Origin of the sequence: Frigoribacterium sp. CFBP 13605, from assembly GCF_014839405.1 — a bacterium.
In the GTDB taxonomy this organism is placed as follows: Bacteria; Actinomycetota; Actinomycetes; order Actinomycetales; family Microbacteriaceae; genus Frigoribacterium.
Genome location: NZ_JACYNS010000102.1, coordinates 1 through 8,649, shown reverse-complemented (window position 1 = coordinate 8,649; position 8,649 = coordinate 1). Strand labels below are relative to the sequence as shown.

Below are 8,649 nucleotides of genomic sequence, written 5' to 3'. Positions count from 1 at the left end.
CGTCGCGCCGGGCCCGCGCGACGACGGCCCCGGGCGACGCCGCGAGCTCGAGGCAGCCGCGGTTGCCGCAGTAGCAGGGCTCGCCGTCGAGGTCGATCGACACGTGGCCGAGCTCTCCGGCGCCCGAGCTCGCGCCCCGGTGCAGGGCCCCGTCGAGCACGATGCCCGAGCCGACCCCCGTCCCGAGGTAGACGCAGGCGAACGTCTCGGAGCGCGGCACCTGGCGACTCCAGAACTCGCCGAGCGCGGCGGCCGCCGCATCGTTGTCGACGATCACGGGCAGGCCGAGGCGCAGGGCCAGCGCGGCGTGCAGCCCGGCGTGGAGGGCGCTCTCGGTCGACCGGGGCCCGGTACGCACCCCGTGGGCGAGGGTGGCACGGGGACCGACGACGGCCAGGCCGGCCACCGCCCCGCTCGCGAGGCCGAGGCTGCCGACGACGTCGTGGAAGCCGTCGACGATGCGGACCGCGGCGGCCGTGACGTCGTCGGACGCGGCGGGCCCGGCGTCGACCTGCAGGCGCCCGACGACTCCCCCGCGCATGTCGGTGACGACGTAGGTGAGCGCGTCCTCACCGATCTGCACTCCCATGCCGTAGACGGCACGCGGGTTGATCTCGACCATCGTGCGCGGCTTGCCACCGGTCGACGCGACCCGGCCGGTCTCCCGGACGAGCCCCTCGTCCAGCAACCGCCGGACGATCGTCGAGATCGACGCCTGCGTCAGTCCACTGGCCTGGGCGAGCTCGACACGGCTGATCGGGCCCGACGACCGCACGAGGTCGACCACGAGTTCGCGGCTGGTCTGCGGCGCGGGCTGCGCCGTGGGCTGTGGCGCGGGCTGCGCCGTGGGCTGTGCCGGGGTGGGCGGCGAGGTGTGCGACCGCCACGGCGTCGCGGGCCGGGCAGGGGGGTGCGTCGGGGTCCGGTCGGGGTCGCGGGTCACCACGGGCGTCGCTCCGACCTGTCGGGGGCTGTAGGTTCGGGCGCATGACCGACTCGATCGTCGACACCCGGGTGGCCCCTGCCGGGCCGGGCGACCGCCGTCGTGTCGGTCTCGCCCTCGTCCGCCCCGGCGAGATCTTGGGGGCGGAGCCGTTCTACCACGAACTCATCGCCGGCATCGAACGGGTGCTGCGCCCGCGCGGCCACACCCTGCTGCTGCAGGCCCTCGCCGACCGCGACGCCGAGCTGTCGGCCTACCGGCGGTGGGCGGCCTCGGGCGACTTCGGCGCGGTCGTCCTCGTCGACCTCACCGACGACGATCCCCGACCGGCCCTGCTGCGCGAGCTCGGCCTGCCCGCGGTCGTGCTCGGCGACCCCGCCCTCTCGGGAGACCTGCCCGCCGTCTGGACCGGCGACGGCGTCGCCATGCGCGACACCGTCGCCGCGCTCGTCGCGGACGGGCACCGTCGACTCGCGCACGTGTCGGGCCCGGTGGCGCTGCTGCACACGCAGGTCAGGCAGGAGGCGCTGGTCGCCGCGAGTCGCGCCTCCTCGTCCGTCGTCGAGACGATCGAGGGCGACTACTCGTGGGACGCCGGCGCGGCCGCCCTCTCGCGTCTGCTCTCGGGGCCTACGCCGCCGACGGCCGTCGTCTTCGACAACGACCAGATGGCGCTCGGCGGCCTCGCCGCGGCGCAACGACTCGGGGTCGAGGTGCCGACGCGACTGACGCTCGTGGCGTGGGACGACTCGTCGCAGTGCCAGTTGTCGACGCCTCCGCTCTCGGCGGTCAGCCACGACGTGCAACGCCTCGGCGAGGTGGCCGCCGGCATGCTGCTCGGCGTGCTCGCGGGTGAGGGCGTGGCGTCGGTCGAGGCGCCACCCGCGTCGCTCGTGCGGCGGGGGTCGTCGGGGCCCGCGCCGGTCTGACGCCTGCCGATCCGCCGGCCCCGGTGTCGACTCCCACCCAGGTGAAACAGGGGTGACCCGACAACCACCCTGCGCATTCCGGACAGTTCGGTGGGTTTCTCTCAGGTTCCGGATAGGTTCGGTGGGCACGGGGGGTTCCCTTCGTGCTGCGCGTCTCACCCGGCGCTGGGCCGGGGGCGGACAAGCGATGACGCTTGCACCACCGATCAAGAAAGCACTCACCACGTGATCACCAAGTTCTCCTGGCGCCGTGCGGTGGCCGTCCCGGCCGTCCTCACGCTCGCCCTCGGAGGGGCCCTCCTCTCCACCACGGCGGCCAACGCGGCCGACGGCATGCTGGACATCACCAGCCCGACGGACGGTGGCGCGACGACCTCGCGCGACGTCTCGATCGTGGGTACCGCGGTTCCCGGGGCCTCCATCAACGTCTTCACCGACGACACGCGGACCACGCGTCTCGTGCAGACCACGACGGACACCACGACCGGAGCCTTCACGGCCGTCCTGCCCTCGTACCCCGTCACCGCCCCCCGCGAACAGAGCGTCTTCGTCGACGGTGTCGTCGGCGGCAGCGGCTTCTCCGACGCGCAGCCCCTGTCGTTCGTCCTGCCGATCGGCAAGTACCTCACCCTCGAGACGCCCGTCGCGAACACCCCGACCGGCAGCCGCGACGTCGTCTTCTCCGGAACGGCGACCGAGGGCTCGACCGTCATCGTGAGCTCCGCCGGCGTCGAGCTCGGCCGTGCCAACCTCGGCAACGGCACGACCTACTCGATCCCCTTCACCTACGCCGACGCCGCCGCCACGGCCCAGACGGTCACGGTCACGGGCATCGTCGGCGGCAGCGGCCTCGAGCCGGTGACGCGTGACTTCACGCTCCCCGCCGTCGTGACGCCCCCGACCACGCCGGTCACCCTGCCCGCCCCGGTCATCACCGCGCCCGCCCAGGGCGCGACCGTCACCGGCACCGAGGTCACCTTCGAGGGCACCGGCACCCCCGGCGCCGACATCGGCCTCGTCGTCACTCCGACCGACTCCGTCAGCACCCTCGCCGACGACCCGGCCGCGCGCATCGTCGTCGACGAGAACGGCGACTGGACCGTCACCGCGGCCCTCCAGCCCGGCGACTACACGGCCGTCGCGGTCCAGGTCCTGCTCGACGCCGCCGGCCAGCCGGTCCTCGACGAGGACGGTCTCCCCGTCGCCTCCGACGACTCGACCCCGGTCGACTTCACCCTCGAGGCCGCGGCCGTCGTCCTCGACGCCCCGGTGATCACCTCGCCCACCCAGGGTCAGGTCGTCGTCGGTGACCAGGTCACCTTCGAGGGCACCGGCACCCCCGGCTCGAACATCCTGCTGGCCGTCGTCCCGACGGACCAGCTGGACGAGCTCGAGGCCGCCGAGAACGGACGCGCCGCCGCCGCTGCGGTCCCCGCCGACCCCGCCGACCCGATCGTGGTCGACGCCGCCGGCAACTGGACCGTCACCCTCGCCCTGACGCCGAACGACTACACGGCCGCCGCCGTGTCGTTCCTCCTCGACGCCGACGGCGCGCCGGTGCTCGACGCCGCCGGTCAGCCGATCGTCTCGGCCCCCTCGGCCGACGTGGCGTTCAGCCTCGTCGCCGCCGTGACGCCCGCAGCCCTGCCCGCCACCCCGATCGCCACCGGCACCACGGGCCTGGCGTACACGGGTAGCGAGGGCACCGAGGCCGCCATCGGCATCGGCGCCGCCGTGCTGCTGCTCGGCTCGACGCTGATGGTCCTCGCTCGCCGCCGCGCGAAGCTCGCGACCACCGACGTGGCCGGCGAGTAACACCCGCACCACGACGACGGCCCCCGTCGCTGCCTCGGCAGCGGCGGGGGCCGTTCCGCGTCCGGCGGCGGCCACCCCCGGCCCCCGGTCCCCCCGGTTCCCTTCGCAGGTGTCGCACCGCCGGATGAACGTCGCACCGTCCACTTCGGCGGTGCGATGCTCATCCGGCGGTGCGACACGGCGCGGACCGCTCAGGCCCGGGACGCACGAACGCCCCCGCCTCGAGAGGCGGGGGCGTTCGGTGTTCGAGAGGTGTGACGACGACCGGTGGTGGAGATGGGGGGAATTGAACCCCCGTCCATCGCTGAGATTGCACGCATTCTACGGGCGTAGCCAGATGAGGCGTTCTGCTCGGCTCCGACCTTTGTTACTGGCTTCTAGGTCGACGAGCCCAGCCCGAGTGCAAGTCCCGTGTGACCCCCAGGCGTAGTCACACAGCAAGCCATCTAAATGACGTCAGGATCTGGTTAGAAGGCGGTCACCAGACTGACGGACTCCATGTGGCTCTACTGCTTACGCAGCGAGAGCGAAGTCAGTGCGCTTGTTATTGGCACTTATTGTTTTCCAGAGATCGTTTACGAGATAACCCTGGATCCTCGGCCCGCTTCTCGTTCGCACACAGGCGATGTCGAAACCGATCATCCCCATGAGGGGGCCGTCGTCACACGCTCTTGAATTACCAACGCACGTTTCCGTGCGGCCCATCAGTCTACGTCGTCCGACGCGTTCGCGCCACCGTCGGCGACCCGCCCGCCCGTGCCCGACGACCGACCGGTCACTCCCCCAGGTGCTTGCGCGCCGACATCGCCGACTGCGCCTCGCGCGTCGCGGTGCGCTCGCGCAGGGTCTGGCGCTTGTCGTACTCGCGCTTTCCCTTCGCGAGGGCGATCTCGACCTTGGCCCGACCGTCGCTGAAGTAGATCTTGAGCGGGACGACCGTGAAGCCGCCCTCCTTGGTCTTCTGCCCGATCTTGTCGATCTCGTGGCGGTGCAGCAGCAGTTTGCGCTTGCGCCGGGGTGCGTGGTTGTTCCAGGTGCCCTCGGTGTACTCGGGAATGTGCACGGCGTCGAGCCAGGCCTCGCCGGCGTCGACGAACGCGTACCCGTCGACCAGCGACGCGCGGCCCTGCCGCAGCGACTTGACCTCGGTGCCGCTCAGGACGATGCCCGCCTCGTACGTCGTCTCGATCGTGTAGTCGTGGCGCGCGCGGCGGTTCGTGGCCACGACCTTCTCACCGCGTTCTTTCGCCACGCTGGCCTCCTGGTCGTTCGGGTGGGGGTGCTGCCGACAGGCAGCCGTTCAGTATACAGCGAAGGAGGCGCGATGCCCGTCTGACGGACACCGCGCCTCCTTCACGGGGCCGGCTTCTAAACCTTGAGGTAGCGCCTGATGGCGACGTTCGCGCTGAGGGCTGCGAGCAGGATGCCGACGACGATGACGATCGGCACGACCAGGGCGGCGTCCCGCAGTCCGATGAACGGCGTGCCCTGGAAGGTCACCGCCAGGTAGCCCTTCACGAAGAAGTTCACGATCGCGACGATCGCCCCACCGGCCAGCAACGAGCCCACGAGGGCCGCGATCACCCCCTCGAGGATGAACGGCGTCTGGATGAACCGGTTGGACGCCCCGACCAGGCGCATGATGCCGAGTTCTCGACGCCGGCTGAACGCGCTCAACCGGATGGTCGTGGCGATCAGCAGCACGGCAGCGATCAACATGAGGGAGGCGATGCCGATGGCCGTGTAGCTCGCCGCGTTCAGCACCGAGAAGATCGGGTCGAGGTACCCGCGCTGGTCGACGACGCTCTGGACGCCGGCCAGGCTCGACAGGCTCTCGGTCAGGACGTCGGACTGCGTCGGGTCCTTGAGGTTCACCCAGAAGGTCTCGTTGAGGTACGCCGGCTGCACGAACTCGGTGGCCGGGCTGTCGGCGAACTGCTGCTTGAAGCGGTCGTAGGCCTGGGTCTGGTCCTCGAAGTAGAACTTGTCGACGTAGGGAGTCAGGACGTCGCTGTCGAGCTGGGCGCGGACGCCGTCGATCTGGTCCTTGGTCGCCATCGCCCCGGTGCAGTTGCCGGTCGTGTCGGTGTCGGTGCAGAGGTAGACGGCGACCTGGGCCTTGTCGTACCAGTAGCCCTTCATCTGCGTGATCTGCATCTGCAACAGGGCCGCGGTGCCGACGAAGGTCAGCGAGATGAACGTGACGAGCACGACGGAGATGACCATCGAGGCGTTGCGACGGAGGCCGCTGCCGACCTCGCTCATGACGAGTCCGAGTCTCATGCGTCGGCCCCTCTCGTGCTGAGGTCCTCGACCCCGATGGCCTGGATGGGCACCGCCTGGGTCTGGTAGCCGCCGTGACGCTCGTCGCGGAGGATGTTGCCCGCGCTGAGCTCGATCACCCGTCGTTGCATCTGGTCGACGATGCCCGCGTCGTGGGTCGCCATGATGACCGTCGTGCCGCCGGCGTTGATGCGCTCGAGCAGGGTCATGATGCCGGCGCTGGTCGACGGGTCGAGGTTGCCGGTGGGCTCGTCGGCCAGCAGGATCGCCGGCTTGTTGACGATCGCACGGGCGATGGCGACGCGCTGCTGCTCGCCGCCCGAGAGCTCGTGCGGCAGACGGTGCTGCTTGCCGACCAGGCCGACCATCTTGAGGACGTCGGGCACGGCCTCCTGGATGAAGCCCTTGCTCTTGCCGATGACCTGGAGGCTGAACGCGACGTTGTCGAACACGTTCTTCTGCGGCAGCAGCCGGAAGTCCTGGAACACGACGCCGAGGTTGCGCCGGAAGTAGGGCACCTTGCGGCTCGAGAGCGTGCCCAGACGCTGCCCGAGGACGTGGATCTGGCCCTGGGACGGCTTCTCTTCCTTCAGCACGAGCCGCAGGAAGCTCGACTTGCCGGAGCCGCTCGCCCCGACGAGGAACACGAACTCGCCCTTGAGGATCTCGAGGGTGACGGCGTTCAGCGCGGGCCGGGGGTTGCCGACGTAGACCTTGGTGACTTCATCAAACCGAATCATGACGGGGATCACCCTAAGTGCGGCCGGCGACGATCGTCGCAGCGACTCGCTGCGGCGGGGCGGCTATGGATGTGCTGGGAGCCGCCGGGCGGGCGACGCCCGGTCAGTCCTGGTCGTCGCGCTTGCGCCAGCGGATGCCCGCCGAGATGAAGCCGTCGAGATCGCCGTCGAAGACGTTCGAGGGGTTGTTGACCTCGTGCTCGCTGCGCAGGTCTTTGACCATCTGGTAGGGCGCCAGCACGTAGCTGCGGATCTGGTCGCCCCAGCTGGCGGTGATGTTGCCCGCCAACTCTTTCTTCTTGGCGTTCTCGGCTTCTTTCTGCAGCAGCAGGAGGCGCGACTGCAGCACGCGCATGGCGGCGGCGCGGTTCTGGATCTGGCTCTTCTCGTTCTGCATCGAGACGACGGTGCCGGTCGGGATGTGCGTCAGCCGCACGGCCGAGTCGGTCGTGTTGACGCTCTGACCGCCGGGGCCCGAGGACCGGAAGACGTCGACGCGGATGTCGTTCTCGGGGATGTCGATCGACTCGGTCTCTTCCATCAGCGGGATGACCTCGACCGCGGCGAAGCTGGTCTGGCGCTTGCCGGCGGCGCCGAAGGGGCTCATGCGCACGAGCCGGTGCGTGCCTGCCTCGACGCTGAGCGTGCCGAAGGCGTAAGGGGCGTCGATCTCGAAGGTGGCGCTCTTGATGCCGGCCTCTTCGGCGTAGCTGGTGTCCATGACGGTGGCGGACATGCCGTGCTTCTCGGCGTAGCGCAGGTACATGCGCAGCAGCATCTCGGCGAAGTCGGCGGCGTCGACCCCGCCGGCCCCGGCGCGGATCGTGATGACGGCCGGGCGCGGGTCGTACTCGCCGTCGAGCAGCGTCTGCACCTCGAGGACGTCCATCATTTTCTGCAGTGCCCTGAGTTCGGCCTGGGCCTCGTCGGCGCTCTCTTGGTCGTCGCCGTCGTTCGCCATCTCGACGAGCACCTCGAGGTCGTCGAGCCGCGCCTCGGTGGTCTCGAGCTTCTCGAGCTCGGACTGCCGGTGGCTGAGGGCGCTGGTGACCTTCTGCGCGTTGTCGGTGTCGTCCCACAGGTCGGGGGCCGAGGCCTGTTCGCTGAGCTCGGCGATCTCGGCGACGAGACGGTCTTGCCCGATCACCGCACGGATGTCTTCGAACGTGGCCCGGAGGGCGGCAATCTGCTCAGAGAAATCCAGTGCGATCATGGTCCCCGAGCTTACCCGGCCCGCGTGGGCCGGGCCTGCCCGTGCCCGGCGCCTCCCGGCCGAGGCGCGGGGTCACGTCTCATCCGCAGTACTCGGGCGGGGCGATCCGCGTCGTGCCCACGCTCATCTGGGTGATCCGCTCGGAGGTCCCCACCACGAACACGAGGTAGCGCCCGTCGTCGCCCGCGACGGCGTACTGCGTCCCGTAGTTCTCGTCGTGGTCGAGCGTGAGCTCGGCGTCCGGGTACGCGGCGAGGAGTCGTCCCTCGTCGTCGCCGAGGCCGATGCCAGACGCGGTGCGGGGGGTGGCGCTCGCGAGGGCGGCCGGATCGACCGCCAGGGTGGAGGAGACCGTCGCGATCTCGGTCGTGTCCGGCGACGATGCCCGCGAGAGGGCGAGGGTCAGCCCCCGTCCGTCCGAGAAGAACGACGCCGGACAGCCGGAGCCGTCGTCCGGCCCCCGCTCGAACGTCGTCAGCAGAGCGGCCTGGTCCTCGAGCCGGCCGCCGAGGACGAGCGGTCCGATGCGGTCGGTGGACACGACCCAGGTCGAGGGGTCCGCCGGATCGTCGACCGCCGGTGTCGGGGCCGCGGGTGGGACCGGTGTCGCCGACGGCGTCCCCGCCGGCTCGACCACGCCCGGCGACGTGCCGGGGTCGTCCTCGGGTCGGTCGGACGGGAGCGCGGTGGGCGCCGCCTCGCCGCTGCCCGACGGCAGGGTGCCGC

General features: G+C 70.7%; 7 protein-coding genes, 1 other RNA gene and 1 pseudogene. 2 read left to right on the top strand and 7 right to left on the bottom strand.

Annotated elements, in window-relative coordinates; all coding sequences use genetic code 11:
* A partial coding sequence (locus IFT36_RS13705) for an ROK family protein (RefSeq protein ID WP_200413407.1) occupies positions 1 to 946 on the bottom strand: 946 nt, incomplete at its 3' end.
* A gap of 41 nt (positions 947 to 987) precedes the next feature.
* Here IFT36_RS13705 and IFT36_RS13700 point away from each other — a divergent pair.
* Both IFT36_RS13700 and IFT36_RS13695 read left to right on the top strand, forming a co-directional pair.
* Entirely contained in the window at positions 988 to 1,872 is an 885-nt protein-coding gene (locus IFT36_RS13700) for a LacI family DNA-binding transcriptional regulator (RefSeq protein WP_200413406.1), read from the top strand.
* A 225-nt stretch (positions 1,873 to 2,097) separates the two neighbouring features.
* A complete protein-coding gene (locus tag IFT36_RS13695; RefSeq protein WP_123570321.1) occupies positions 2,098 to 3,687 on the top strand; it encodes a hypothetical protein in 1,590 nt (529 codons plus the stop codon).
* 268 nt (positions 3,688 to 3,955) lie between these two features.
* Here IFT36_RS13695 and ssrA read toward each other — a convergent pair.
* From ssrA to IFT36_RS13665, 6 genes and pseudogenes are all read right to left on the bottom strand, one after another.
* Positions 3,956 to 4,333: a transfer-messenger RNA gene (ssrA, locus tag IFT36_RS13690) on the bottom strand.
* A gap of 129 nt (positions 4,334 to 4,462) precedes the next feature.
* On the bottom strand, positions 4,463 to 4,939 hold the full coding sequence (gene smpB / locus IFT36_RS13685) for an SsrA-binding protein SmpB (RefSeq protein ID WP_056046102.1): 477 nt from the start codon (positions 4,937 to 4,939) through the stop codon (positions 4,463 to 4,465).
* 116 nt (positions 4,940 to 5,055) lie between these two features.
* Complete coding sequence (gene ftsX / locus IFT36_RS13680; RefSeq protein WP_056046104.1) at positions 5,056 to 5,970, bottom strand: permease-like cell division protein FtsX; 915 nt, start codon at positions 5,968 to 5,970, stop codon at positions 5,056 to 5,058.
* Entirely contained in the window at positions 5,967 to 6,710 is a 744-nt protein-coding gene (ftsE, locus tag IFT36_RS13675) for a cell division ATP-binding protein FtsE (RefSeq protein WP_043593759.1), read from the bottom strand. The genes ftsX and ftsE overlap by 4 nt, the downstream gene beginning before the upstream one ends.
* Before the next feature lie 103 nt (positions 6,711 to 6,813).
* Positions 6,814 to 7,923 (bottom strand): peptide chain release factor 2, encoded by a 1,110-nt coding sequence (gene prfB / locus IFT36_RS13670; protein ID WP_056046106.1) that lies wholly within the window; start codon positions 7,921 to 7,923, stop codon positions 6,814 to 6,816.
* A 79-nt stretch (positions 7,924 to 8,002) separates the two neighbouring features.
* Positions 8,003 to 8,649, bottom strand: a pseudogene (locus tag IFT36_RS13665) (hypothetical protein); the annotation flags it as partial.

Bases quoted from the DNA above. Each gene is read 5' to 3' on its own strand.
- prfB (WP_056046106.1), bottom strand. From the start codon at position 7,923: ATGATCGCACTGGATTTCTCTGAGCAGATTGCCGCCCTCCGGGCCACG.
- IFT36_RS13700 (WP_200413406.1), top strand. From the start codon at position 988: ATGACCGACTCGATCGTCGACACCCGGGTGGCCCCTGCCGGGCCGGGC.
- ftsX (WP_056046104.1), bottom strand. From the start codon at position 5,970: ATGAGACTCGGACTCGTCATGAGCGAGGTCGGCAGCGGCCTCCGTCGC.
- ftsE (WP_043593759.1), bottom strand. From the start codon at position 6,710: ATGATTCGGTTTGATGAAGTCACCAAGGTCTACGTCGGCAACCCCCGG.